At 72.6% G+C, this 25296-nt stretch carries 19 protein-coding genes; 12 read left to right on the top strand and 7 right to left on the bottom strand.

What is annotated here, in order from left to right; translation table 11 throughout:
* Nucleotides 1–72 precede the first annotated feature (72 nt).
* Together SYYSPA8_RS01160 and SYYSPA8_RS01155 are read right to left on the bottom strand one after the other, a co-directional pair.
* Complete coding sequence (locus SYYSPA8_RS01160) at nucleotides 73–4980, bottom strand: DNA-binding protein (protein ID WP_323444967.1); 4908 nt, start codon at nucleotides 4978–4980, stop codon at nucleotides 73–75.
* Entirely contained in the window at nucleotides 4977–5888 is a 912-nt protein-coding gene (locus SYYSPA8_RS01155) for a DUF4132 domain-containing protein (protein ID WP_323444966.1), read from the bottom strand. Before SYYSPA8_RS01155 ends, SYYSPA8_RS01160 begins: the two co-directional genes overlap by 4 nt.
* A 348-nt stretch (nucleotides 5889–6236) precedes the next feature.
* Here SYYSPA8_RS01155 and SYYSPA8_RS01150 point away from each other — a divergent pair, with 348 nt between their 5' ends.
* From SYYSPA8_RS01150 to SYYSPA8_RS01115, 8 genes are all read left to right on the top strand, one after another.
* Nucleotides 6237–6737: a tellurite resistance TerB family protein gene (locus SYYSPA8_RS01150; protein ID WP_323444965.1), complete on the top strand. Its 501-nt coding sequence runs from the start codon at nucleotides 6237–6239 to the stop codon at nucleotides 6735–6737.
* 378 nt (nucleotides 6738–7115) lie between these two features.
* A complete protein-coding gene (locus tag SYYSPA8_RS01145) occupies nucleotides 7116–8474 on the top strand; it encodes a formylglycine-generating enzyme family protein (protein ID WP_323444964.1) in 1359 nt (452 codons plus the stop codon).
* Between the two features lie 39 nt (nucleotides 8475–8513).
* The gene (locus SYYSPA8_RS01140) at nucleotides 8514–9200 is read left to right on the top strand and encodes a class II aldolase/adducin family protein (RefSeq protein ID WP_323444963.1); all 687 of its coding nucleotides are present in this window, start codon (nucleotides 8514–8516) and stop codon (nucleotides 9198–9200) included.
* 63 nt (nucleotides 9201–9263) lie between these two features.
* The gene (locus tag SYYSPA8_RS01135; RefSeq protein ID WP_323444962.1) at nucleotides 9264–10325 is read left to right on the top strand and encodes an LLM class flavin-dependent oxidoreductase; all 1062 of its coding nucleotides are present in this window, start codon (nucleotides 9264–9266) and stop codon (nucleotides 10323–10325) included.
* A 121-nt stretch (nucleotides 10326–10446) separates the two neighbouring features.
* Entirely contained in the window at nucleotides 10447–11622 is a 1176-nt protein-coding gene (locus SYYSPA8_RS01130) for an aminotransferase-like domain-containing protein (protein WP_323444961.1), read from the top strand.
* Nucleotide 11623: 1 nt separating this feature from the next.
* Nucleotides 11624–12136, top strand: a complete 513-nt coding sequence (locus tag SYYSPA8_RS01125) for a pyridoxamine 5'-phosphate oxidase family protein (protein ID WP_323444960.1) — start codon at nucleotides 11624–11626, stop codon at nucleotides 12134–12136.
* Nucleotides 12129–13460, top strand: coding sequence for an aminotransferase family protein (locus SYYSPA8_RS01120; protein WP_323444959.1), 1332 nt, complete (start codon nucleotides 12129–12131; stop codon nucleotides 13458–13460). Before SYYSPA8_RS01125 ends, SYYSPA8_RS01120 begins: the two co-directional genes overlap by 8 nt.
* Nucleotides 13461–13498: 38 nt before the next feature.
* Complete coding sequence (locus SYYSPA8_RS01115) at nucleotides 13499–14704, top strand: cytochrome P450 (RefSeq protein WP_323444958.1); 1206 nt, start codon at nucleotides 13499–13501, stop codon at nucleotides 14702–14704.
* A gap of 147 nt (nucleotides 14705–14851) precedes the next feature.
* On the opposite strand, the gene SYYSPA8_RS01110 is transcribed toward SYYSPA8_RS01115, so the two are convergent.
* Together SYYSPA8_RS01110 and SYYSPA8_RS01105 are read right to left on the bottom strand one after the other, a co-directional pair.
* The gene (locus SYYSPA8_RS01110; RefSeq protein WP_323444957.1) at nucleotides 14852–16486 is read right to left on the bottom strand and encodes a sensor histidine kinase; all 1635 of its coding nucleotides are present in this window, start codon (nucleotides 16484–16486) and stop codon (nucleotides 14852–14854) included.
* 10 nt (nucleotides 16487–16496) lie between these two features.
* Complete coding sequence (locus SYYSPA8_RS01105) at nucleotides 16497–17210, bottom strand: response regulator transcription factor (RefSeq protein ID WP_323444956.1); 714 nt, start codon at nucleotides 17208–17210, stop codon at nucleotides 16497–16499.
* Nucleotides 17211–17483: 273 nt separating this feature from the next.
* On the opposite strand from SYYSPA8_RS01105, the gene SYYSPA8_RS01100 reads away from it, so the two are divergent.
* Entirely contained in the window at nucleotides 17484–19931 is a 2448-nt protein-coding gene (locus SYYSPA8_RS01100; protein WP_323445495.1) for an MMPL family transporter, read from the top strand.
* A gap of 248 nt (nucleotides 19932–20179) precedes the next feature.
* Nucleotides 20180–21502 (top strand): glycoside hydrolase family 18 protein, encoded by a 1323-nt coding sequence (locus SYYSPA8_RS01095; protein ID WP_323444955.1) that lies wholly within the window; start codon nucleotides 20180–20182, stop codon nucleotides 21500–21502.
* 183 nt (nucleotides 21503–21685) lie between these two features.
* On the opposite strand, the gene SYYSPA8_RS01090 is transcribed toward SYYSPA8_RS01095, so the two are convergent.
* Nucleotides 21686–22225, bottom strand: a complete 540-nt coding sequence (locus SYYSPA8_RS01090; protein WP_323444954.1) for a TetR family transcriptional regulator — start codon at nucleotides 22223–22225, stop codon at nucleotides 21686–21688.
* Between the two features lie 146 nt (nucleotides 22226–22371).
* Here SYYSPA8_RS01090 and SYYSPA8_RS01085 point away from each other — a divergent pair, with 146 nt between their 5' ends.
* Nucleotides 22372–22785: a PPOX class F420-dependent oxidoreductase gene (locus SYYSPA8_RS01085; RefSeq protein WP_323444953.1), complete on the top strand. Its 414-nt coding sequence runs from the start codon at nucleotides 22372–22374 to the stop codon at nucleotides 22783–22785.
* Nucleotides 22786–22813: 28 nt separating this feature from the next.
* Complete coding sequence (locus SYYSPA8_RS01080) at nucleotides 22814–23659, top strand: SDR family NAD(P)-dependent oxidoreductase (protein ID WP_323444952.1); 846 nt, start codon at nucleotides 22814–22816, stop codon at nucleotides 23657–23659.
* A 278-nt stretch (nucleotides 23660–23937) separates the two neighbouring features.
* Here the strand turns inward: SYYSPA8_RS01080 and SYYSPA8_RS38295 are convergent, their stop codons facing one another.
* Nucleotides 23938–24354, bottom strand: coding sequence for an RNaseH domain-containing protein (locus tag SYYSPA8_RS38295; RefSeq protein ID WP_407705880.1), 417 nt, complete (start codon nucleotides 24352–24354; stop codon nucleotides 23938–23940).
* Complete coding sequence (locus SYYSPA8_RS38290) at nucleotides 24276–25118, bottom strand: hypothetical protein (protein ID WP_407705892.1); 843 nt, start codon at nucleotides 25116–25118, stop codon at nucleotides 24276–24278. Before SYYSPA8_RS38290 ends, SYYSPA8_RS38295 begins: the two co-directional genes overlap by 79 nt.
* Between the last annotated feature and the right edge of the window lie 178 nt (nucleotides 25119–25296).

Here is a 25296-nt window from a genome sequence, read left to right as displayed (position 1 = left end):
GTCTGCGCGAGCGGCCGGGGTGGGCGGGGCGCCGGAGCCGCCGCGGCCCGCCCTCCCCCGGCCGTCCCCGGTTCAGCGACGGCGCCCGCGGCGGACCTCCAGCTCCGCGAAGCGCGGCCCGTCCCCGTCCCGTACGCGCTGCCAGGCCCTGCGGTACAGGTCCGCGATGGGTTCGGCGGGCACGACGACCCCCAGTACGGCGTGCTCCTCGTGCACCAGGTCGCCGTACAACGGCAGCTTCCACGTCTCCAGGGGGACACGCGGCGAGCCGGGGTCGGCCCAGCCGCCGGGCAGGAAGAGGGAGCGTCCGGCCCGGGTGCGGCCGGCCTCCACCACCAGATCGGTGGCGGCCAGCTCGGCACGGGCGGCCTTGAGCCGGGCGGGCCTCCAGCCGGTCCACCGGGCCGTCATCCGGTCGGTGGGGTCGGGCATGGCCAGCAGCATCAGGTAGACCGTGGCGGCGTCCTCGCCGATGCCGTGTTCCCCGGCCGCCAGGGCGACCAGGTCGGGCACGGAGCGGCTCGGGTCCTGCGGCCACCAGGTGCCGTCCTTGTCGCGGTCGCCCGCCCGGGGCTCGCCCGGGTCGGCGAGCAGCGCCGCGAAGTGGGGGGCGCGGGCCAGGCGCAGCGCCGCCTCGGCCGGGAAGGGCCGCTGGTGCTGGATGCGCAGCGCGGGCAGGTACGGGTCCTGGCCGGCCTCGTCGAGCAGGTCGACGCGCAGGCCCGGGGCGGGCTGGTCGTCGTGGGTGGCGAGGATGACGGCGCCGTACCGTTCGTAGCCCCGGCCCGTCTCGGTCGGGGTGCCCGCGGCCTTCCTGAAGGCGGAGAGGCGGATGTACTCCCCGAGGTCGAGGACGACTCCGGGGTGGGCCAGCCGTTCGCGTACGGCGGTGAGCGCGGCCGGCAGGGCGGCACGGATCGGGTCGCCGGCGGGGAGCCGGTGGGCGAGCCAGGCGGCGAGGCCGACCGAGCCGGTCAGCGTCTGAGCCGTGAACCCGACCGGGTCGTCCCCGACGGGCCGGACCCGGTCGCCGTCGACCGCCCACGCGAGGTCCTGGGTGAGCCGGGGTTCACCGGCGGGGTGCAGCAGGGCCGGGAGGGCGCTGCGCACCTCCCACGGGGTGTGCTTGACGGCGCGGAGCGCGTCGTTGAGCAGTTCTTCGGGGACGGCGGTCCGCCGGCCGACGCGGTCGTTCCAGACTTCGGCGGCCGCGGACACGTCGGGCCCCTCGGTCCACAGGCGGGCCGGGTCGGCGGGCACGAGGGCGGCGACCACGGCGGCGCGGATGTCGCTCTCGACGCCGCGCAGCTCGTCCTTGGCGACGGCGGCCGGGGCGACCTTCAGGCCGAGCAGGCCCCGCGCCGGTGCGCTCAGGAACGTTCGCTCGTACTCGTCGACCCGGGGCAGGCCGGCCACGATCAGCCGGGCCATGGTCTCGGTGACCCCGGTGAGCGCGGCGAACTCCTCGGCGGCCGAGGGGAACCAGGGGGCGGGCCCGCGGGCGGTCAGTTCCGCGAGGATCGCGCCGGGCCGGCGGGCGGCGTCCTGGTCACCGAGGGGGGTGGATTCCAGGAGCGTGTAGGGGTCCGGGGTCTCGAACCGTCCGGCCGGATCGTGGAAGAGCCCGGTGAACACGCAGCCGTCGTCGTCCGGCGAACGGCGGCGGCGGAGGACGGCGACGAAGGCGCCGCCGCCGAGTGGCAGCAGGCCGCTCCAGGTGCCCTGGCGCCAGTCGCCGGTCCGGGTGCGCAGCGGCCCGGCCGGGAGCCGCAGCACCACCTTGCGCCACCGCCCGGAGCCGCCCGCCGTCAGGCCGAGCGTGTCGAATCCGGCGAGCAGGGCGCTCAGCACCTCGCGGTGCTCCTCCGCGGTGGTGGCCGCCGTGGCGCGGAACGCCAGGGCTGTCATCCGGTCGAGCAGCGTCTCCAGCTCGGGCCCTCCGAAGGGCAGTTCCGGCCCGTCCAGATGCAGTCGCGCGGTCCGCTCCGCGGGGACGGCGGTGCCGGCGAGCCCGGTGGCGCGGGTCAGCACGCGCAGGGTGCGGAAGACCGTGTCCGTCTCCTCGGCGCAGTGCCACCAGTAGGCGCGCGGCGAGCCGATTCCGCTCATCGCGTCCACCAGCACGCCGTCGCCCGGCCCGGCCGGGCCCTCCTGCCCCTGATCAGCGGCGAGCGCCCGGGTCAGCCGGGCGGCCACCGCGTCCAGTTCGGCCTGCTGGTGTGCGGCGTAGCGGACGACGCCGGCGATGCCGGCGACGAGCGCGTCGTGGGTGACGGGCAGCAGGGCGCGGACAGCGGCGGGCAGGGCCTTCTCGTCGTCCTGCCCGGCAGCCGCCAGCAGGGCCGCCGCGGTGTCGCCGTCGATCCGCCGCAGTGCCTCGGAGCCCCGCTGGTCACGCGGGGTCAGGCACTCCCAGTACTGCGTCGGCGGCAGCAGCAGGGTGCCCGCGCCGAACACGCCGGGCGTACGGTCGGTCTTGGCCACCGAGGTGACGACGCCGTCCTGGTCGATCAGTTCGAGCCGCCAGCTCCCGCGGACGACGGCCTGGGGCCGGTCGGCGCCCGGGAACCGCACGAGCACGGCGGGCACGCCCCGGTCCGCGGCGAGGGTGACGGTCTGTCCGGCCAGGTCCCGGACGCGGTGGGAGCCGTCGGGCAGCCGCACCGCGCACAGCCCGACCAGGCCGTCGACGGGCGCGGAGGCGGGGGCGTGACTCTTCGTCGGCGAGGGGCACAGCCGGGCGTCGGCGAGCACGCTGCCCTCCGGGGCGTCGCGCAGCGCGTCGGCGAGGAAGGCGGGCCGGCTCGCCCGGCCGACCTCTCCGGTGGCCGGGTCGTACTCGTGCCAGTCCCGTCCGCCCTCGTCGCCCGCGGTGTGCCGCACCCAGTACGCGACACCGTCGGAGAGGATCGTGCGTTCCTCGGGCACCGTGGTGTCCCCGGTGTGCAGGACGCCGGCGCCGGTGGTCCGGCCGCCGCCGGGCAGGGGCAGGGTGATCGGCATGTCGCCGCGGTACCAGTCCATCTCGGTGCCCCGCGTGGTCCGGGGGCCCTGGAGGGGCGTGGGCTGGTCCGGGCGGGTGTGCCAGTAGCCGCGCAGGCTGTCGGCCTTGTGGCGCCAGTAGACGAGTAGTTCGCCGTCGACGTGGTGGAAGGCCGGGTCGCCGTGCCGGTCGTCCGGGGGGATGCGCAGGTCGTGGGTGAGGACGGTGCCCTCGGCTCCGATCACGCGGGCCTGCTGGGGGCCCGCCACGACGAGGTGCGGCCAGGCGTCGGCGACGATGAGTTCCTCGATGTCCTTCCTGGGGACGAGGGCGGCCGCCGCCTCCTCCCAGGCGGGCCAGCCCAGTTCGTCGAAGAGACCGGCCCGCAGGGTGCGGACCAGGGCCGGCGCGAGGTCGGTGCCGGCGGCTTCGCGCACCTCGTCCTCGGCCAGCGCCAGCGCCTCGGCGGGCAGCCACGTCAGCCGGCTCAGGGCCTCGGGCAGCTGCGGCAGACCGACGGCGCTGAAGGGCCGCACGACCTCCCGCACCCACGCGGCGAGGAGCGGACGTCCGCCCGGCGACTGGGCCAGCAGACGGATCGCCCGCCGTGACTCGTCGTTGTCGCTGAACCGTTCGGCGCCGTGCCGGAACGCGTCGTGGAAACGGGGGTCGGCGGCGAGCGCCAGCAGGTCGCGGTGTCCCTCCCCCGGCGCCCACTGCGTCAGCAGGAGAGGGCGGTCGGGTCCGGGGGCCGCCACCGGCACGTCCAGGGACAGCAGCAGGTCGATCAGATCGATGTCGTGTTCGGCCCCCAGCCCGCGCCCGGCTTCGGCGAGTTCGGTCCGCAGCCGGCCCGCCGCGCGCTCCACCAGCGGGTACAGCTCGGGCATCCGGGTGGAGGCGCGCCAGGACCGTGCGCGTTCACGGAACGCCAGGAACCGTTCCAGCCAGCCGGCGGTGCCGTCCTGCGGCCTCTCCTCGGCGGGCAGGGACCCGTCCCACAGAGCGGCCACGGCACCGGATTCCCGGAGGATGCCCAGCCATGTCGCGGGCATGTCGTCGTCGTGGCAGGAGGGGATCAGGTCCAGCAGCGTGCCCCGCAGCCTCGGCTCCCGCGCGGCCAGCGCCACGAGGGCAGCCCGGTGCCCCTTCCACCAGCCCTCCGCGGCGCGCAGGGTGGCCGGCAGACCGAGCAGTTCGGCCAGGTACTCCTGCTCCGTCAGGTCCGCGTCCGCTCCGGCGGCACGGGCCAGTCTGCGCAGGTCGTTCGCCATCTGGGCGGACGGCGGGAGACCGCCGGCGGTGCGGCGCAGACAGAGCCGGGTGAAGCGCCGCAGCGCCTCCTCGGCGGGCACGCGCGCGGCGAGTTCCCTCGCGTACCCGGACAGCACCTTCACGGGCAGCGCTCCCGCCAGGGCGAACTCCAGGAACACGGCGTCCAGTCGCTCCTCCTCCACCGGCAGCCCGTGTTCCGCCTCGGCCTTGCGGGCGCGGGAGAACAGCTGCGCGGCGTAGGTGGCGTTCTCCTCGGCGAGGAACACGCGGGCGGCCTGCTCGTAGAAGGTCGGCAGGAAGTGCGGTACCGAGGCGGCGAGCCGGGCGGCCAGCTCCAGATAGGCGTCCAGGGCCGCCTTCGGCTTGGACTTCACCTGCCGGGCCGCCCGCTCCAGGTCCGGTACGACGCCCAGGGCGTGATGGCCGTCCCGCGGGTGGTGCACGAGGACCCACTCGGGGAATCCGAGCGCCTGGCGCTGGCCGAGCCCGACCACGGCGGGCTCCGCGTCCGGCACCATGCCGAGGTAGCCGACGGCCAGGTCCTCGGCCTCGCCCAGCTCCCCGGCGACCAGGCGGACCACCACACGGTCGTCCAGACCCGGGTGGCGGTAGGTCCGCGTGGTCAGCGGGACGGCCGCTTCCCCGGCCCCCTCGGTGCCCGGCGGCAGTACCCCGCCGGCCGCCAGCAGTTCCTTGTACGACATCTCGATTCCCCCGCTCATGCGTCCTTGCCCTCCTCGATCACGCGTCCTGCGTACAGCGCCGCACCCATGCGCATGCCCTCCGACCAGGCCACCGGGCCCACCTCGCGCAGCGGCAGGGCGCGGCCGTCGTCGTTGTGCCAGGTGAGCGCGCCGGTGTTCACCTCGTCGTCCGCGTACGGCTCACCGATCCACACGGAGGCCTCGACGGTCCGTCCGCCGTCCCGCACGCGGGCGGTGGCGTAGCCGCCGGACACGCGGTAGCCGAGCGAGGAGGCGCGCGCGGCGAGGGCGAAACGGGAGCGGAACTTCCCCCCGGTGAAGGCCCGCACCTCCGTGGCCTTGGTGTCGGGGTTCCCAGGGTTCCCGGGGTTCCCGGGGTTCCCGGGGTTCTCGGGGTTCTCGGGGCGCCGCCATATCGCCCGGTGGATCTGCTCCACGCTCTGCGTGATCCCCAGCTCCGCCGCGAACTCCCGTATGTCGTCCAGGTCGGGGAGCAGCACGGGGTGCGGCAGGGTCACGGTGCGCGGGGAGAGCCGGACCGTGTCGCCGTCCAGGTTCACGATCCGCAGTTCGCCGGAGTCCGTGGCACCCCGCAGGAAGCCGACCTCGTCCGGGTCGTCGCCGACCACCGCCAGATCGCGCAGCGCCGACTGCCACGCCTCGTCCGGCCAGACCCGGGCCAGCAGGCCGGTGGGCACGGGAAGCGAGGACACCATCCAGGCGTCGACCTGCGCGACGCACGCGGCCGAGTGCCGGTCCAGCCATTCGGCGAACCGCCGCAGCCGGTCCACCTCCGGGTGGTCCTTGAGCGCGCGCGGCAGCGTCTTCAACTGCCGTCCCGCCGCCCGGCCCGAGGTGGCGCGTGCCGCCACCCGTCCTTCCACCAGGGCGATTTCATACCCGTCACCCGCTGACAGCCAACCCACGAGCCACAGCCTTCCGCGTTCAGGAACACCAGAGGAGAGCACTGCCGTGCCGGGGAATCCCGGCATCAGTGCGTCGATGGGCGAGACGTTAGCGGTGGCCACTGACAACGCACTCCCGCGGCCCCGTCCGGAGGCCCCGGACGCCGCTTCACCGCGTTCGCCGTTCCGGGACAACGGGTTGTCCCGTGTCCATCCACCAGGGGGAGAAGTGCCCAGGCAGGTCCATAAAAAGGGTCATATGAACGAAGAATCGATCCTCTGTCATGAAGACGTCGCAATCCCAGTATCTTCTGGTGATCGCTGGCCCCACGACAGGTGGGACCACGCTGTTGCCAGGAGGTGATGTGAGTGACGACGACTGCCGAGAGCTCCGCCGAGATCGGCCGGCGTTGGATCTTCCAGAGTTACTGGGGGTTCGGTCAGGCTCCCAGTGCGACCGACTTCGACGCCTACGGCAAGGCGCTCCTCATCTGCGCCAAGGGTGACGGAGACCTCGCCGACGAGGAACGGGCCTACGCCGTCGGTCTCATCGCGGGCATGCACGGTCCGGACGACGTGGTCGAGCTTCTGAAGACGTACTCCGGTGACGACGAGATCCAGGCGGTCATCGCGCAGACCCAGGGGGTCCAGGCGTCGGCCGGCTGTCTGCTCTACGACACCATCCGTGTCTCCGCCGCCGACGGCGACCTCGCGCCCGGAGAGCTGGAGCGGATCGGCGCCCTGGCCGACGCGCTCGGCGTGGGGCGGGGAACGGTGGACGAGCTGGTCGAGATCTACACGCAGGAGCACGCGCTGGTCCAGCGCAGGCTCGGTGCCTGCTACCCGGACCCCGGCAACCGGCCGTTCTGATCCGCGTCCTTCTCTGCCGGGGACCCCGTGCGAGCAGGCCGTTCCGTACCGGCACTCCGGTGCGGACGCCCTCACCCGCACAGCGGCTCCCGCAGGTCCCCGTGCCGGAGAAACCCGTACCCGAAGCAGGGGAAGGAGGTGATTCCCATGAGCGCCGAGGACTTCCTGGGCTCCCGCGAGGCCGGTGAGGCCGCCACCAAGTGGTGACCTGTGGCTCCCGCTGAGGGCCGGGCCAGGGCGGAGAACCGGACGGCCGCCGCCCTGGCCACGCGGTGCGGCGGGCGCCGCCTTCGGACGGCGGCGCCCGCGGCCGGGCCCGTGGGCCGCGGCCCAGGAGGGGAACGACCAGAACCCGACCACGACCGAGGACGAGAACCCGTGTGCATCGAGTTACCGGGCGCCGCCGCGCTCGCCGCCCTGGACGACGCCGCCCACCGCACCCGGCTGGAGCTGCTCCGGAAGGAACTCTCCGCCGAGCCCGCCGGACCCGAGCTGGAGTCCCTGCTGTGCCGGAGCGCCACAGGGCATGCCGACTGGAACGTACGGCGGATCTGCGTCGAGACCCTCGCCACGCGCTTCCACGACGGTGCGGCCGCCCGCGAGGCCATCTGCGCGGCCACGCACGACGACGTGGACTGGGTGGCCTTCACGGCCATCAACGCCGTGCACGCCCTGCGGATGCCCGAGGCCGCGGCCCATCTGATCCGTATCTCCGGGTGGCCGAGCAACTTCAGCCGCCCCGCCCACGCGCGCAAGCCCGTCGGCTGCGGAGCCGCCCTGACCAAGCGCGCTCTGTGGAACATCTTCGGCTCCCGCGACCCCGGGGAACTGCGCCGCCTGGAGGACGAGCACTTCGCCGGCCTGCGCGCCCAGGTCGACGCCGAGCGCGTATCCCCGGACCTCGGCGACGCGGTCCTGGTGCCCGGCGGCCCGTCCATCGCCGGTGCGCGCGTGGACGAGGTCGGCCCGTTCCTGATGGACGACACCGACAGCCCGCTCCGCGTCATCGAGCTGCCGTCCTTCCTCATCGACCGCACCACCGTGACCAACGAGCGGTACGGACGCTTCCTCGACGCCGTGCGCTCCGCTCCCGACCCTTGCCGCTGGGCCCATCCGGACCAGCCCGAGGGGAAGGACCACACCCCCGCCCACTGGCGCGACCCGCGCTTCAACGCCCCCGGGCATCCCGTCGTCGGCGTCGACTGGTACGACGCGTACGCCTTCGCCCGCTGGGCCGGCGGACGGCTGCCGTCGGAGGACGAGTGGGAGAAGGCCGCGCGGGGCACCGACGGCCGGCGCTACCCCTGGGGCGACACCTGGGACACCGCGCGCGCCCGCAGCGTCGAGACGGCCTACCCCGGCGAACCTCCGCGTGATCTGGACGAGTTGGAGGCCCTGCTGGTGCGGACCTCACTCACCTGGCCTCCGGAGCCGGTGGTTCCCGCCGACTCCCTGCCCGGTGGCGCGAGCCCTTGCGGCGCACTCAACATGGCGGGGAACGTCTGGGAGATCACCCGTACCAACTTCTTCAGCCGCCAGGACATGGCGCCGTTCTTCCGGGGCCGCACGGGCGTCGAGTTCATGAACCGGCCCGAGGCCTTCCATGTCCTCAAAGGCGGTACGTGGACCTCGCCACCGGTCTGCCTCACCACGTACTACCGCGGCAAGGACCTGCTGACCGACCGGCACAACGAAGTGGGCTTCCGCTGTGTCTACACCGCCCCCGAGAACTCCTGACCCGTATCCCCGCGCCCCCGATCACCCCCCGGAGGACCCATGAACACCACAGCGGACCTGGTATCGGCGATCCGGCTGTTCGGCGCGCTCGGCTACGGGCACGGACTCGCGGGATACTTCAGCGCTCTCGACCTCGAGCGCCCCGATCACTACTGGGTCAACCCCCTCGGAGTCGACTTCACCCAGATCTCCGTCGAAGACCTGCTGCTCATCGACGCGCGGGGGCGGATCGCCGAGGGCCGCGGCACGCTCAACCCCTCGGTCGACGCCCTCCACGGCGAACTCCACCGGGCCCGGCCCGATCTGGTGGCCTTCGCCCACACCCACTCCCGGTTCGGCAAGGCGTTCTCGACTCTCGGCCGCCCCCTCGCCCCCCTCACCCAGGACGCGTGTCTGCTCTTCGACCGCCATGAGGTCTACCCCCGGTTCGGCGGCCCGGTGACCGACCGGGACGAGGGCAAGGAGATCGCCAGGACCCTCGGCGGGGGTTCGGCGGTCATCCTCCAGAGTCATGGCTGGGTCACCGGCGGGCGCTCGATCGGCGAGGCCGCCTGGCTCCATGTGGCGATGGAACGCGCCGCCGAGGTACAGCTCCTCGCCGAGGCCGCCGGCACCCCCCGTGCGATCCCCGACGACATCGCCCGCGAGACCGGCGCCATGCTCAGCAGGCTGGAGTACGCCGACCGGCAGTTCACCAATCTCTGCCTCGCCACCGGCCCGCACTGACCGCCGCCCCCGGGCCGGCCGACCGGTCCGGGCCCTCACCAGCAAGGCAGGACAGCCACCACGATGAGGATCGGGCTCAACTTCCTCCCCACCCTCGCCCCCGAGGAACTCCCGGCAGCCGAGTTCTACGCGGACTGCCTCGATCTCTGCACCACCGCGGACCGGCTCGGCTTCGCCCATGTGAAGGCCGTCGAGCACTACTTCCACCCCTGGGGCGGGTACAGCCCCGACCCGGTGGCGTTCCTCTCGGCGGTCGCCGCACGGACCCACCGCGTACGGCTGGTGACCGGGGCATGTGTCCCCGCGTTCACCCATCCGGTCAAGCTCGCCGCCTCGCTCGCCGTGCTCGACAACCTCTCCGGGGGCCGCCTCGACGCCGGCTTCGGCCGGGCCTTCCTCCCCACCGAGTTCGCGGCGTTCGGCGTCCCGATGGACGAGAGCAAGGACCGGATGCGCGAGGGAGTCGACGCCGTCGTCCGGCTCTGGAGCGGCGGCGGATTCCGCTGGGAGGGGACCTTCCACCGGTTCGGCCCGCTGCCTGTGCTCCTGCCCCGACCGGCGCAGCGGCCCCATCCGCCGGTCTATGTGGCCGCGACCGTCTCCGAGGACTCCTTCGTCTGGGCCGGGGAACGCGGCCACAACCTCATGATCATCCCGATCGTCGCCTCCCACGGGCGTCTCGCGGGCCTGCTGGAGAGGTACCGCGAGGCCCGCGCCGCCCACGGTCACCCGGGCCCGGGCCGCGTCCATGTCAGCTACCACGCCTATGTCGCCCCGGATCGCGCCGAGGCGCTGGCGGAGGCCGAGCGGCACTTCGCCGATTACACGGCCAAGCAGTTGGAGGCATACGCGTCCTGGCGTGATGTCCGCTCGGACCAGTACCCGGGGTACGAGCACATGGAGGCAGCGGTGCGGGGCACCCGCTTCCAGGACCTCCTCGACGCGGGGAATGTCATCGCGGGCTCCCCGGCCGACGCCGCCGACGCCCTCCAGGAGATCGCCGCCCGCTACCCGGGCGCGGAGACCAGCCTGCACGTCCGGTACGGGGACATCTCCCAGGACGCGGCGATGCGTACCGTGACGCTGCTCGGCCGGGACGTGCTGCCCAAGGTCGCCGATGCGTGAGGGCGGGCCCTGCCACCCGGCACCCGGTAGCCGGGGCGGGGGTCCCACCCCACGGGAGTCGCACGACGACGGGCACGCGACGGTGGCCAGGGCCCCGCACGGCCGTACGGTCTCCCGGGCCGTGGCCGGGCTCCGGCCCTCCCCCATCGCCCAGGCGCTGGGGATGGCGGCGCGCGGCGGTACGGTCTCGCTCGCCGCGGGCGCTCCCGCCGCCGAGGCCCTGCCCGACGACGAGACGCGTTCCCTCCTCGACGGAGTGCTCTCCCGTCCGGGGGCGCTCCAGTACGGCGAGACCGCCGGGCTGCCGGCCCTGCGCGAGTGGATCGCCACCGACACCGCCCGCCGCACCGGCAGACCCGTGACGGCCCGGCAGGTCGTCGTCGTCCACGGCTCCCAGCAGGGTTTCGACCTGGTGTGCCGGGCCGTGCTCGAACCCGGGGACACCGTCCTCGTGGACCGGCCCAGCTACAGCGGCGTGCTGCAACTCCTCGGCCTCCACCGGGCCCGCGTCATCGACGTGCCCATCGCCGCCGATCCGGAGCTGACCGCGCTCGACCGCGCACTCGCCCGCGAACCCGTGCGGATGATCTACACCGTCCCCACGTACGCCAACCCGACCGGGGACACCCTCAGCCGTCTCCAGCGCGCCGTGCTCGCGCGCCTCGCCGATCGCCACGGTGTCCTGGTCGTGGAGGACGACCCCTACCGTGACCTCGGCTTCACCCCTGGAGCCGCCGACCTCCCACCGGTGGCGGCCGGCTGTGACCGGGTCGTGACCCTCGGCAGTTTCTCCAAGACGCTCAGCCCCGCCGCCAGGACCGGCTACGTCGTCGTGCCCGAGGCACTGGCCACCCCGCTGCACCGGCTCAAGGAGGCCGCCGACCTCGGCAACTCGACTCTGTCCCAGCTCCTGGTGCACTCCATGGTCAGTGACCCCGCCCGGCTCGCCCACCGGCTGGAGCGACTGCGCCGGATCTACCGGGAACGCCGGGACATCCTGGACGACGCGCTCCGCACCCATCTCGGGGACGAGCTGACCTATCAGCGGCCCGGCGGAGGCTTCTTCGTCTGGGCCCGCCTCGCCGACGGCCGCGACGCGGGGGCACTCCTTTCCGACGCCGTGGCGGAGGGTGTCGCCTACGTTCCCGGCGCCGCCTTCTACGCCCGCGATCCCGACCCCGCCACCCTGCGACTCTCCTACTCGGCCCCCAGCCGTGACCAGTTGGCGAAGGGCTGTTCCCGGCTGGCACGGGCACTGTGCCGCTCCCGGACGGCCGTACCGCGCGGGACCGGCTGACGTGCACGGCGCTGTCTACCGTCGCGGCCCCGACGGGCTGCTCCGACCCGATCAGGAGCCCCCCTTCGACATGGCGGCCTACCTCGCCCGGCCGCTGGTCGCCCGGCTGGCCACCCACCGGCTGGCCGTCCAGCCGGTCTGGTACCTCTGGGAGGACGAGACCTTCTGGGTCATCACCGGCGGCTGGTCGCGCCTCCCGCGCCGACTCGCGCACTCCTCGTCGTTCACCCTGGTCGTGGACGACTGCGAACTCGCCACCGGCCGGGTCCGTCAGGTCGTCGCCCAAGGGCGGGGGGAGATCACCGGCTTCGACGTCCCCCGGGCCCGCCGGAAACTGCGCCGCTACCTCGGCCCGGACGAGGCCCGCTGGGACCCCCGCTTCGCCCCCGGGGGACCCGGCGCCGCCGACAACCGCTGGGCCCGGCTCGTACCGGACCGTCTCCGGGTCCTGGACCTCTCCTTCCGCCCCGCCCACCCCACCGAACCCTGTCGAGGACGTGCCCCTGATGGATGAGCCCACCGCTCAGAACTGGGAGGAGCGGGACCGCTCCCACCTCATTCACCCCTTCCTCCCCGCCGACCGGAAGGACCGCGTCGTCATCGTCTCGGGCGAAGGCTGCCGTCTCACCGACGCCCGGGGCCGCTCCTACCTCGACGCCACCGCCGGCATGTGGCTCTGCCAGGTGGGCCACGGCCGGCGGGAGATCGCCGAGGCCGCCGCCGATCAGCTGCGCCGCCTCGAATACTCCACGGTCTTCTGGGACTTCACCCATGACAGGGCCATTGCCCTCGCCGAGCGTCTCGTCCGGCTCGGAGGCGTACCCGGCCGCCGTGTCCTCTTCACCGGCGGCGGTTCCGAGGGCGTCGAGGTCGCACTGCGGATGGCCCGCGGGTACCACCACCGGCGCGGTGCCGCCGACCGCACCTGGATCCTGACCCGGAGCGCCGCCTATCACGGCGCCGGGTACGCCAGCGGGGAGCTCTCCGACTTCCCCGCCTACACCACCGGATTCGGACCACACCCCGGCCAGGTGCACCGCCTCTCCGCCCCGTACCCCTACGCCCTCGGACAGCCACCCGAGCGCGTCACCGATCTGCTCCTCCAGGAACTGGAGGCGGCCATCGCCGAGATCGGCGCCCACCGGATCGCCGCCCTGATCGGGGAGCCCGTCCTCGCGCTGGGCGGCATGGTGGCTCCGCCGCCCGACTACTGGCCACGCGTCGCACAGGCCCTGCGCCGCCACGGAATCCTGCTGATCCTGGACGAGGTGGTCACCGCGTTCGGCCGGACCGGTGCCTGGTACGCCGCCGACCGCATGGGCGTACGACCCGATCTCACCGTCCTCTCCAAAGGGCTGACCTCGGGCTACTTCCCCCTCGGCGCCGTCCTGGCCGACGAGGCGATCGCCGGGGTCCTCGACTCCCACGAGGGCTTCCCCGCGGGCCACACCTACAGCGGCCACCCCACCGGCTGCGCCGTCGCCCTCGCCAACCTGGACATCATCGAACGCGAGGGGCTGCTCGCCGCCGCCGACCGCGCCGGAGCCCTGCTCGGCGAAGGACTCGGCGGGCTGCGGGAGCTTCCGCGGGTGGGTGAGGTGCGCCAGTACGGACTGATGGCAGCCGTCGAGATCGTCCAGGGGCACGGCAGGCGTGAGCCTCTCCCCGAAGGCACCTACGCCCTCGCCGACCGGATCCGGGACCGTACCGGAGTCCTCGTCCGGGGCGGCCCGCGCGCCCTGACGCTGGCACCCCCGCTGGTGATCTCGGACGCGGAGGTGGCCGAAGCCGTGGCCGGAGTGCGGGAGGTACTGACGGAGACCCGGACCCACACCTGACATCGGGCACGCGCCCGCACAGCGAGGAGAGCCGATCCATGGAGCACTGTCCGCACCGCTTCCCCTTCCCCCGCACGCCCGCGACCCGGCTCCCCGCCGAGTACGCGCGGTTCCGCCGGGACGCCCCCGTGGTCCGGGCCGCCATGCCCAGCGGCGACCCCACCTACCTGGTCACCCGGTACGACGACGCCCGCACCGTCCTCAGCGACCCCCGGTTCTCCCGCAGCCTGGAACTGGCCGGCCTCCGCTTCGGCGCGGTCGGCATCGCCGATCATCTGCTGCTCGCCACCCTCGCCAACATGGACCGTCCCGACCACCCCCGGTTGCGCCGTCTGGTGGCACCGGCCTTCAGCCAGGATTCCGTGGAACGGCTCCGCCCGCGGATCGAGCGGGCCACCGAGGATCACCTCACGGAACTGCTGACCAGCAGGCCGCCGGTGGACCTCGCGGGGACCCTGTGCACACGGCTGCCCGCCACCGTCCTCCTGGAGTACCTCGGCATCCCGGCCGGCGACGCGGAGAAGTTGCTGCGCTGGACCGGAATCCTCACCGACCTCAGCGGCCACCCGCAGCAGGAGATCGACGAGACACGCCGTCTGCTCCACCTCCACCTCAGGGAGGTGATCGCCGAACGCCGTCGCGACCCCGGCGACGACGTGCTCAGCACCCTCGCCCGGCGCTGCTACGACGAAGGGCGGGTCACCGAGCTGGAACTCGAAGCCCTCGCCATGTTCCTGCTCGTCGGCGGTCTGAGCACCCTCGTCTACCAGCTCGGCCTGATCCTCGTGGCCCTGCTGTGCTCACCGGCGCATGCGGCCGAACTGGTCGCCTCCGACCGGCCCGGGGAGTGCGTCGAGGAGCTGCTGCGCTACACCAACGCCGTGGAGTCCAGCCTTCTGCGGATCACCACCGAGGACGTGGTGATCGCGGGCACGACGATCCCGAGGGGCAGCGCCGTCCTTCCGGTGATCCCCGCCGCCAATCACGACCCCGCACGCTTTCCGGAGCCCGATTCCCTCGACTTCTCCCGCCCGGTGGGCGGCCACCTCACCTTCGGCCACGGGATGCACCGCTGCCTCGGTGCCCCCATCTCCCGCCTGTTGCTGACCGTCGCGGCCCCGGCCGTGCTGCGCCGGCTCCCCGGCCTGCGCCTGGCCGTCCCCGAGTCCGAACTGGCCTGGCTTCCGGACCGTCTGCTCACGGGGTACGCGCACATCCCGGTCACCTGGGACTCACCGCTCTGACCCGGGCCACGGTCCCGTGGTGAACCCGGCCCGAGCAGCGCCTGGAGATCTACGAGCTGCGCGACGACCCCGACGGGGCACGCACCCGCGCGCTGCTGAACGCACCGGCCTCCTGTGCGACCCGATGGCCGGGACGCACCAGGACCGTCATCTCCCCTTGCCCGCCGCCCCGGAGGCCGATGACGACGAGGGCAACGGGGGAGGCCAGGGCGGCGACGGCGGCGACGCGGGCGAGGGCCCGGCAGCCGGGACGGAAGCCGGACCGCCGACCGAGGTGCCGCCGGCCGTCCCGCCCGGGTAGCCCCGGCTGCCGGGCCCGGCGGGCAGGGCGACCACCACCGCGAGCCCGCCCCCGGACCGTCGGCGCACTGTGACCCGTCCCCCGTGCGCGTCGACCACCCCCCGGACGATCGCCAGCCCCAGCCCGCTGCCCGCTCCGCCGCCCGCCCGGAAGAAGCGGTCGAAGACCCGTACGGCGTCCTCCTCGGCGAGCCCCGGACCCCGGTCCGCCACCTCCACCGTCACCGTGTCGTCCGCGCGCCGGACCGACAGTTCGACGGGTGCGTCCCGCGGAGTGTGCACCCGCACGTTGCCCACCAGGTTCCCCAGCACCTGGCGCAGTCCGGACTCGTCCGCGTGCACCAGCAGCACCCCGTCGGCCCGTACCGTCACGGGCCGCTCCGGCTGCTGGGCCCGGAGGTCGGCCGCCGCGTCCCGCACCAGGGCGCACACATCGGTGTTCCGCATCCGCAGTTCGGCGCGTTGGTCCAGCCGGGCGAGCATCAGCAACTCGTCCACCAGCCGGTGCATGCGGTCCACCTCGGAGTTGATCCGCGACCAGGCCCGGTCCCGGTCCTCGGGCGCGTTCAGCATCCCTCGGTCGAACAACTGGAGGTATCCGCGGATCGCCGACAGCGGGGTGCGCAACTCGTGGCTGGCATCCGCGACGAACTGCCGCAGCTGTTCGGCGCTGCGCTCCCGGGTGCTGTAGGCCGTCTCCACCTGCTGGAGCATCGAGTTCAGCGCGATCCGCAACTGCTCCACCTCGGTGGCAGGATGGCGGCTGGACGGCACCCGCCGGGTCAGGTCCCCGTCGGCGATCGCGGACGCCGTCTCGACCATGTCCTCCAGGGGCCGCAGCCGGTGGCGGGCACCGATCATCGTCAGCACCGCGAGCAGCCCCAACAGGACCGTGCTCAGCCCGAGGTCGAACTTCACCGCCTTGCGGATGTTGGTGTGGACGAACTCCGTGGACCCGGCCAGCACCACGGTCGTCCCGTCGTCCAGGGTCGCCGCCGTCGCACGGAACGGCTCGTCGCCCAAGGTGACGTCCACCGGCCGGTCGGACCGGACCAGCCGCCTCGCGTCGTCCACGGCAGCCGCGAGATCCCGTTGCCGGCCGGTCGGCTCCAGTCCGGCGACCCGGATCGCCGTGCCGGACGCGTCGACGGCGACGAACCGGAAGTCCGAGTGCGGCAGCAGCCCCCGTTCGCCGCTGCCGGGCGACAACTCGTCGAGGGCGATGCCCAGGGTGCTCAGCGCCTCGATCTGTCGCAGGGTGAGGCTGGACTCCGCGATCGAGTCGCGCGTCGACACCAGTTGTTTGTCGATGGTGTCGAGGAAGAAGTGGCGCATCCCCATCAGGCTCACCATGCACGCCACGACGATGGCGCACATCAGCAGTGCGACGTTGATCAGGGTGAGTTTCGCCCGCAGCGAGCGCGCCCCCCGGTAGGGGAAGCAGCGCCGGAGGCGGCGCCGGGACGACGCACGGTAGGTCACCGCCGGGCCCTCAGGTGAGCCCGTAGCCGACGCCGCGCCGGGTCGTGATCAGCGGCGGCCCCAGGGTCCCGAGCTTGCGCCGCAGATAGCTGATGTACGTCTCCACGACGGTCGACTCGGCCGGGTGCTGGTACTGCCAGACGTGGCGCAGCAGTTCCTCCTTCGGCACGATCTGCCCGGCGTTGCGGACCAGGAAGCGCAGCAGTGCGTACTCGGTCGGGGTGAGCTGGGCACTGCGGGCACCCCGGCTGACCGTGTACGTCGTCTCGTCCAGTTCCAGGTCGCCGTGGCGCAGCGGCGCGCGCCGGGGCAGGACGTCCGCGGGGCGGGTGCGGCGCAGCACGGCGGTGATCCGGGCGACGACCTCGTCGATGTGGAACGGCTTGGTGATGTAGTCGTCGCCGAAGCCGAGCGCGCCGACGACCTCGGCGGGTGCGTCCCGCGCGGTGACGAAGACGATCCCCGCCTCGGGCAGCGCCGACCGCAGTTCGCGCCCCAGTTCGCGGCCGTCGCCGTCCGGCAGCATCACGTCGAGCAGGACGGCGTCCGGGCGTACGTGTTCGGCCAGGTGGCGTGCCTGGCGGACGGTCGCGGCGGTGGACACGTCGAAGCCGTGGAAGCGCAGGGTGATGGACAGGACGTCGGCGATGCTCGGCTCGTCCTCCACGACGAGGACCCGCGCCCCTCGAACGTACCCGCGGGGCGGCTGGCTTGAATCGGTCATTCCCTCAGTATCGGTCGGCGTCGCGCCGCGCGGGCGGGTCGAGTCTGGGAGTTCCTTGTGAACCCTGGCAGTCGCCTGGGAGTCCTGGGGATCGGCTGGGAGCCCTGGGAGTTGGCTGGGGATCACCGATCCGACCTCCCCACCGGAGTGCCGCTCCCTCGATGCTGGGCCCCTGACCTGGGGGAACGAACGACTTCCGGGCGATGGTCGGGGCGCCGCACGGGCACCTGCGGCTGTCGCCGGACAACAGAAGGAGCGGACGACGTGACGGCATTGGCGCGCTGGTGCTACCGGCACCGGCTGGTGGTCCTGGTGCTGTGGGTGGGGGTGTTGTTCGGCGTGGGGGCGGTCGGCACCTCCGCGGGGAGCGACTACTCCAACGACTTCGCCCTCCCCGGGACGGACTCCACCCGGGCGAACGAACTGTTGGAGAAGGCCCGTCCGGGCGGCGCGGGGGACACCGGCACGGTGGTGTGGCAGGTCGCCGACGGCTCGGTGCGCGACGCCGGCGTACGGTCCCGGATCGAACCGGCGCTCCGCGAAATCGCCGGCATGGACGGCATCGGCGAGGTCGGCGGACCCTACGGGGACGAACCGGGTGCCGCCGCCCGGATCAGCGAGGACGGCCGCACCGCCTACGCCGAGGTGGCGTTCGCAAAGCGGGCGAACTCGGTGCCGACGGAGCTGGCCGAGGCCGTCGTGGACACCGCACGGGCGGCCGCGGGCGACGGCCTCCGGGTCGAAGTGGGCGGACAGGCCATCGCCCGTATCCAGCAGGCCACGGGCGGGACCTCCGAACTCGTCGGCATCGCCGCCGCCGCGGTCGTCCTGTTCCTCGCCTTCGGCTCGTTCTTCGCGATGCTGCTGCCGATCGTGGTCGCCGTGTTCGGCGTCGGCATCGGCCTGTTCAGTACGATGCTTCTCAGCCACGGCACGGGGATACCCGACCTCGCCCCGCTGCTGGGCTCCCTCGTCGGACTCGGCGTCGGCATTGACTACGCCCTGTTCATCGTGACCCGGCACCGGCGCGCACTGCTGCACGGCGAGTCCCCGCCGGCCTCGGTGGGGGTGGCGCTCAACACGGCGGGGCGCGCGGTGGTCTTCGCGGGCGCGACGGTCTGCATCGCGCTCGCGGGCATGCTCGTGATGAACCTGCGCTTCCTGGACGGGGTCGTCATCGCGACGACCCTGACCGTGGTGCTGAGCGTGCTGGCCGCCGTCACCCTGCTCCCGGCGCTGCTCGGGTTCCTCGGGCCCCGGGTGCTCAGCCGCCGTCAGCGCCGCCGCCTCGCCGAACAGGGACCCGAGCGAGGGGCGGCCGGCGGGCTCGCCGTGCGCTGGTCGGGGCAGGTCCAGCGGCGGCCGAGGTCCCTGGTGGCGCTCGCTCTGGTGGCGCTGACCGTGCTGGCGCTGCCGGTGCTCTCCCTGCGGCTCGGCGCCACCGACCAGGGCAACCACCCGGAGGGCCAGACCACGCGTCAGGCGTACGACCTGCTGGCGGAGGGGTTCGGGCCGGGCTTCAACGGTCCGCTCGTCGTCGTCGCCGAGGGTGCGGACCCGGACGCGGTGCGACGGTTGACGGCGCGGGTCACGGGCGACGAGGGCGTGGCACAGGTCGCCGCCCTCCCGCCCGCGGGTGGCGTCTCGGTCGTCCGGATCGTGCCCACCACCTCACCGCAGTCCGAGGACACGGACCGGCTGATCGACCGGCTGCGGGACGACCACCTGCCGCGGGCCAGGGTGGACGGCCACGTCGGCGGGGTGACGGCCGTGTTCAAGGACTTCGCCGAGAAGACGGGGGAACGGCTGCCGTACTTCGTCGCCTCGATCGTCGGTCTCGGTTTCGTCCTGCTGCTGATCGCCTTCCGGTCCCTGCTCGTCCCGCTCACCGCCGCGGTGATGAACCTCGTCGCGGCGGCGGCCTCCTTCGGGGTGGTGGTCGCGGTCTTCCAGTGGGGCTGGGGCCTGGAACTCATCGGGCTCGACCGCTCGGGGCCCATCTCGGCGTTCCTGCCGGTCATCATGCTCTCGCTGCTGTTCGGGCTGTCGATGGACTACCAGGTGTTCCTGGTCAGCCGGATGCACGAGGAGTGGATGCGCACCCGGGACAACGCACGGGCGGTACGGGTCGGGCTCGCCGAGACCAGCCGGGTCATCAACTCCGCCGCGCTCATCATGATCTGCGTCTTCCTCGCGTTCGTGCTGAGCGGCGACATGGAGGCGGTGGTGGCGGGCGCCGGGCTCGCGGTGGCCGTGGCCGTCGACGCGTTCATCCTGCGCACGGCGCTGGTCCCCGCGTTGATGCACCTGCTGGGACGGTCCAACTGGTGGCTGCCCGGCTGGCTGGACCGGCGGCTGCCGCACCTGGCGGTGGAGGGCTCCGAGGCGCCGCCGGGCACCGGCCGGCCGGGCACCGCGTCGAAGCCCGGTGCAGCGGGCCCGGCGACCGGGGGCAGTGCGGTGCACGGCTTCGTCCGTACGGTGGAGGGCGGACCCGTGGCCGGCGCGGTGGTGACCCTGCGGTCGGTCGACGGCGGCACGCTCGACCGGGTGCGGTCCCTGGCGGACGGCTCCTACGTGCTCGCCGCGCCGGCGCCCGGCGCGTACCTGCTCGCCGTGGCGGAGGAGGGCGGCGCGGAGCACACCCGGCGGGTGACGACCGGTGACAGTCCGCTCGTCCAGGACATGGAGTTGGCGGAGGACGGCGTGGAGGTGCGCTGACCGGACGCTGCCGGGCGGCCGACGGGGCGGTGGGGTTTCCCCCGCCGCCCCGTCGGCCTCCGGTCGAGTTCGACGCGGGATTCCTGCCGTACGTGCCGCACAGCCCGAGCGACTGATGCTCCATCAATTTTCAGAAGCACTGGGCTACTTCATGCGGTTCGACCTCTTGTGTGCACCCCCCGGATGGACTAGATCTCTTCTCGCGATTGGTACAGACCATCTGACCCCGCTCAGACAAGGCCACCAGTATGTTCAGACGCGCCTCCGCGTTCCTGGCGACGGCTCTGCTCGCCTCGCTCCTCGCGGCCCCCGCGACCGCTCACGCCGATGACGACGACAGCCGCCGGCTGCCCGGCCACCGTGTGGCCTACTTCACCGCGTGGAGCGCCTACAGCGGCTTCTCCGCCAAGAAGGTCCAGGACTCGGGCCAGGCGGCGAAGCTGACCGTGATCAACTACGCCTTCGGCAACATCTCCCCCGAGGGCACCTGCTTCGAGGACAACCTGGCCGACCAGGCCGACGCCTGGGCCGACTACCAGCGCCCGATCGGCGCGGCCGACTCGGTGGACGGCGTCGCCGACACCTGGGACCAGCCGCTGAAAGGCAGCTTCAACCAGCTGCGGAAGCTGAAGGCGAAGAACCCGCACCTGAAGGCCGTCATCTCGATCGGCGGCTGGGGCTGGTCCAAGTACTTCTCGGACGTGGCCGCCACTGACGCCGCGCGCAAGAAGTTCGTGGCCTCCTGCGTCGACCTCTACATCAAGGGCAACCTGCCGCGGCTGGGCTCGCTGGAGGGCGGCCCGGGCAGCGGCGCGGGCGTCTTCGACGGGATCGACCTCGACTGGGAGCACCCGGGCGGCGACGGCCTGCCGGACAACTCGGTGCGCCCCGAGGACGGCCGCAACTTCACCCTCCTGCTGGCCGAGTTCCGGCGGCAGCTGGACGCGCTGGGCGACGGCGGGCGGGGGCGCCACCTGCTGACGGCGGCCGTCGCCGCCAACACCGACGTCGCGGACCGGCTGGAGCTGCGGAAGGTCGCCCGCCAGGTGGACTACCTGAACCTGATGACCTACACCATGCACGGCTCCTGGGAGCCGCAGGGCCCGACCAACCACCAGGCGAACCTCTACACCGACCCGGCCGACCCCTCCGGCACCGACCACAGCTACAGCGCGGACCGGGTGGTGCGGCACTACCTGGCCGGCGGCCTGCCGGCCCGCAAGGCGGTGCTCGGGGTGCCGTCCTGGGGCTACGGCTGGACGGGAGTGCCCGCCGGGGCGAAGAACGGCCTCTACCAGCCCGCCACCGGCATGTCCCCGCGCGGCGGCGGCCAGCTGCCCTACAAGGCCATCAAGGACCTGCCGGGCACCGTGCACACCGACCGCAGGCACGGCGCGGCCTGGAAGTACGACGGCACCGAGTTCTGGACGTACGACACCCCGGCCACCGCCGCCCAGAAGGCCCGCTACACCCAGCGGAACGGTCTCGGCGGCGTGATGGTCTGGTCCCTGGACGGGGATGACGCCCAGGGCTCGCTGATCGCCGCGCTGGACCGGGGTCTGCGGCGCTGACCCACGATGGCGATCCGGTGGCGGGCGGGGCGACCCGGCCGCCACCGGGTGCGGCGGCCGAACACACCATGCGTGCCGCGGCCTCCGCCGGTGTGTACTCAACGGCGGTGGGTCTCCAAACAACCGCCGTAGAAGACACGCCGTAGCGGGATCACGGGTCGACGGTACGGCGCGTACGCCCGCTCAGGCCGGGCGGAGGCCCGTGGTCAGTGACTGGACCACCATGTCGGCCCCCTGGGCGTTCGTCAGCTCCGGCATCTCGTGCGCGGCCATGGTGGTGAGATGAACGAGCAGCGAGCGGGCCCAGCGATCGGGAAGCCCGGGACGGATGACACCTTCGCGCACCGCGCGGTCCATGAAGCCGTCGAGCCGCTCCAACAACCGGCGGAGACGATCGGCCCCCGCCTCGTCCTGTACCTGCCGCACGTCCACCGGCAACCGTCTGCTGACGGCGATGATGCCTTCCGCATAGCGGTGCAGGGCGACCAGCACGGGCGCCTCGGTCAGTCGCGCCTCGGCGACGACCTGCTCGCAGGCATCGAGCTTGGCGGTATGGACTGCGGCCAGAAGCTCCTCGCGCGTGGTGAAGCGGCGGTAGACGGTGCGCCGGTCGACCCCCGCCGCCGCCGCGATCGCCGCGATGCTCGCGCCGGGGTCGGCCGCCAGCAGGCGCGCGCCGGTCCGGAGGACCGCGTCCAGGTTGCGTTCCGCGTCAGCTCTCATCGTGACCCGAAGTCTACGTGGAACGGCAGATGAGCCATCAATCACCTCACCGCTGTTGTGAATCCTCGATCAAGTGCCTCATAGTTGTGGCACTTGATTCATTCGACGTGTCTGCCGCAGCGTCTGCTCTCAGTCAGGAGTCACGTGTGAGCCCGGTCCGCCTGTCCGTGAAACTCAAGGAGGCCCTCGATGCCCGGATCTTCGTCACTGTGGCGACCCTGCGGCCCGACGGGAGCCCGCACCAGTCGGTGGTCTGGATCGGGAGGGAGGGCGACGAGCTCTTCCTCGTGACCGGTTTCGACAAGATCAAAGTTCGCAATCTGCGGCACGATCCACGGCTGAGCGTCATGGTGAACCCGCCGGACGAGCCGTACGGGTACGCGTCGATCAGCGGCACAGCCCGGTTCGAAAGCCCGGGCAGCCGCGAGCGCCTGGACCAACTGGCCGTCAAGTACACCGGCATGACCTACGCCGAGCACAACCCTGAATCCCACACGGCCCTCCCGGAACTGGTGACCGTCCGTATCACTCCCGAGAAGATCGCGGCACGGTTCCTGTGAGCCGGGGGCACGAGCGAGGAGTACCGCGGTGAAGACCTACGTCATCACCGGCGGCACGGACGGCATCGGCGGGGCCGTCGCCCGCACCTACCTGGACAGGGGACAGGAGGTGGTGGTGGTCGGACGCAACGCGGAGAAGGGCGAGGCATGGTTGGAGACCGCGCGACGACGCGATGCGGCCTCCCGGGCACACTTCCTCCGCGCCGACCTGAGCCTGCTGTCCGAGACCGGAGCACTGCTCGACACGCTCCGTTCGTCCTTCGCGAAGGTCGATGCCCTAGTGCTGTGCGCCCGGCACTTCCGTACCACCCGTCTGGTCACGGCCGAGGGTTTCGAGAACACCTTCGCCCACTTCTATCTGAGCCGATTCGTCCTGAGCCACGGGTTGACCGGCCTCCTCGACTCGGCCGATGCCCCGGTCATCGTCAATGTCGCAGGGCCCGGCGGCACAGGGAAGATCCACTGGGACGACCTCCAGTTCACCCGGGAATACGACGGGCACACAGCTCTCACCCAGGGCGGCCGGCTCAACGACCTGCTCGGCGTCGCCTACGCGGACCGCCGGCCAGGGACGAAAGTGCGGTACGTCCTGTTCCACCCGGGAACGGTCAGCACCGGATTCTCCGGCGAGTACACCCCGGACACCCTCGCCCGGATCGCCGACATCCGCAGAACCGCCCAACCGGTGGAAGAAGCCGTGCTTCCGATCATCCGGGTGCTCGACAGTCCACCCGACACCGCACTCAGCGCCTTCGTCCGGGATACGCCCCTCCTCCCACAAGGCCCCGGGTTCTCGGTCGAGCAAGCCCGCCGACTACATCTGCACACCAAGGGGATGCTGGCGGACCATGCCCTAGCCACGAGGAGCAGTTGACACGGCGCACTGTGCGTGCGGCTTGAGCGACGGTCAGCCCTCCCGATACGCCTCCAGCAGCCGCCGTAAAGGACACACCATAACCACCATCGTTGGGGCCGTCGACAAGTCGTCCTCGGCCCCACATGGTGCTGCCTCGTAATATTTGCACTGATCAGAACAGATGAACCGGGTCGAGATGCACCGCCCGTGCTAAAGAGCCCAAAGACGTCCGTCCAGACATACGCCTCAACGCCCACCCTGTGATGGCCACCTTGCGGCTCACTGGCACCACAAATTCAGCGGATGCGATCCCTCCTTCTCCGTTCCAGCCATCGGAAGCACGTTCTGACCAGCGAGACGCGCCAGATGCAGTGGGAGGGGCCGGGCTTCGGGCGGTGGCGGAGCTGAAGAGCAGCGCGCGGATCTGGGGCTCCGTCTCCCGCTGTCGGCGCTGCTCCACGCCCGGGCGGGCAGCGGGCCGGAGCCCTCCCGGGTGGCCGCGCCACCGCCAGCGCTCCCGTGCCCCTCCCCTTCCCCGGCTCAACCGCCCGGGAGAGCAACAGCTTCGGGTACGGTACCCATCCGGCGCGCTCGGCGTCCCATCTCTCGATGACGCCTGGTCCGCCCCCGGGGCTCACTCGCACCGCGACCAACCGGTGGACGGGGCACCGCGTGGGCGCCTTCCTGGTGCGGCGTACAAGCCGGAGCGCCACGTACAGGAGGTTGCCGGGAACTCCGGCTCCCACCTGGTGGCGGGCCCGCTGATCGCTCCGAACTGCCGGAAGACGTCCAGCCGGGTCCATCCAGCTCGGTGCTTCAAGCCGCTGTCGGTGTCGTCGGGCAGGCTGACGAACTGGCTCAGCCGACCCTGGCGCGCCCAGGCGATGCGCAGCGCGTCCTTGGGGTCGGAGTCGGGGACGGCGGCGAAGCGTTCCTGCCGGCGATCTCCGTGATCACGAGTCCGGCCCCGTCGGGTCTCCGGACCGCCTGATCCGCTACGAGCCAGGAGCGCGCTTCGACGGCTTCGGCCAGAGGTCCCGCCGGCCGGGCTCGCAAATGGATCCCGACTCCCCCGCCCCGCCACCGCCAGGTGTCCTCGCCGGACGGCCCCACGCCCTCCCCCGGAGGGGAGCCGATGAGCTTCGGCAATTCCACGAGCAGTGCGGCGCGGGTCTCCGGGGACTGCCAGAAGGCATCGATCTCCAGGGGTACGACCGTTCAGTGCAGGTGACAGCGCCGCCCGCCGCTGCAAAGCAAGCCACGCGTCCCGGATGCGACGATACCGGCGGCCACGTTCCCGGGGCCTTTGATCCAGCGTTCCGCATGGGTGAACAGCTCTGTGCGCTATGGGTAGTTGCGCACGATATCGAGTTCGGGCACAAGCAGTACGGGGCCGTGGTGCCACCAAGCCAGTTGATTCAGCCGCCGGTCGCAGCCGAGGGTGTTCACCGTCAGCCGGTGGCCTCGGTCCGGCCATCCGGGCCACGGCAGGGGAGCATCGAGCAGGAAGGGTCGCACCCGCCGAACTGGTGGTGGCGTACGTGCCCGAACTCTCGACACGAAACTGGATTGTGGCGCCGTCGGCACGGAACGGCTGGTCGTGATAGACGGCGCGCACCTCGCTCGCAAGCTACTCCTACACGAGCACGCGGAGG

This window comes from Streptomyces yaizuensis (assembly GCF_034961445.1).
In the GTDB taxonomy this organism is placed as follows: Bacteria; Actinomycetota; Actinomycetes; order Streptomycetales; family Streptomycetaceae; genus Streptomyces; species Streptomyces yaizuensis.
This window is presented reverse-complemented; position numbering and strand designations above follow the sequence as displayed.

What these genes read in the sequence shown, in the direction of transcription:
- SYYSPA8_RS01160 (WP_323444967.1), bottom strand. Translation starts at nt 4,980, where the DNA reads ATGAGCGGGGGAATCGAGATGTCGTACAAGGAACTGCTGGCGGCCGGC.
- SYYSPA8_RS01140 (WP_323444963.1), top strand. Translation starts at nt 8,514, where the DNA reads ATGAACACCACAGCGGACCTGGTATCGGCGATCCGGCTGTTCGGCGCG.
- SYYSPA8_RS01135 (WP_323444962.1), top strand. Translation starts at nt 9,264, where the DNA reads ATGAGGATCGGGCTCAACTTCCTCCCCACCCTCGCCCCCGAGGAACTC.
- SYYSPA8_RS01120 (WP_323444959.1), top strand. Translation starts at nt 12,129, where the DNA reads ATGGATGAGCCCACCGCTCAGAACTGGGAGGAGCGGGACCGCTCCCAC.
- SYYSPA8_RS01115 (WP_323444958.1), top strand. Translation starts at nt 13,499, where the DNA reads ATGGAGCACTGTCCGCACCGCTTCCCCTTCCCCCGCACGCCCGCGACC.
- SYYSPA8_RS01105 (WP_323444956.1), bottom strand. Translation starts at nt 17,210, where the DNA reads ATGACCGATTCAAGCCAGCCGCCCCGCGGGTACGTTCGAGGGGCGCGG.
- SYYSPA8_RS01095 (WP_323444955.1), top strand. Translation starts at nt 20,180, where the DNA reads ATGTTCAGACGCGCCTCCGCGTTCCTGGCGACGGCTCTGCTCGCCTCG.
- SYYSPA8_RS01090 (WP_323444954.1), bottom strand. Translation starts at nt 22,225, where the DNA reads ATGAGAGCTGACGCGGAACGCAACCTGGACGCGGTCCTCCGGACCGGC.
- SYYSPA8_RS38290 (WP_407705892.1), bottom strand. Translation starts at nt 25,118, where the DNA reads ATGGCCGGACCGAGGCCACCGGCTGACGGTGAACACCCTCGGCTGCGA.